The sequence below is a fragment of the Aromatoleum evansii genome (assembly GCF_012910805.1).
GTDB classification, from domain to species: Bacteria; Pseudomonadota; Gammaproteobacteria; order Burkholderiales; family Rhodocyclaceae; genus Aromatoleum; species Aromatoleum evansii.
On record NZ_WTVK01000255.1, the window covers coordinates 1 to 420 of the forward strand.

Below are 420 nucleotides of genomic sequence, written 5' to 3' on the forward strand. Positions count from 1 at the left end.
GCTGCGATCGTGGGGCGGCCCCGGCGGCGGCTATCAATGGGTCGGCCGCGAGCACGGCATCGAGGTCGACGAGCGCGGCTTCGTGTGGATCGGCGGCAATGCCGATGACGACAGCGAAATCCTGAAGTTCACGCTCGACGGCAAATATCTCGGTCAGATCGGCAAGATCGCAACCCGCACCAACAGCAACGACACCACGCAGCTCGGCCGCCCCGCCGAGATGGCGATCGACAAGGATGCCAACGAACTCTACATCGCCGACGGCTACGGCAACCGCCGCGTCATCGTGTTCGACGCCACCACGCTCGCCTACAAGCGGCACTGGGGCGGCTATGGCAAGCTGCCCACCGACGACAAGCAGCCGCCATACGATCCGAGCGCCGCGGTGCAGGAGCAGTTCGGCAATCCCGTGCATTGCAT

1 protein-coding gene is annotated in these 420 nt (G+C 65.2%); it reads left to right on the plus strand.

Annotation, left to right across the window (positions count from 1 at the left end):
* Positions 1 to 420 (plus strand): NHL repeat-containing protein (locus GO615_RS28190; RefSeq protein ID WP_211167439.1); only part of this gene is annotated, 420 nt, incomplete at both ends.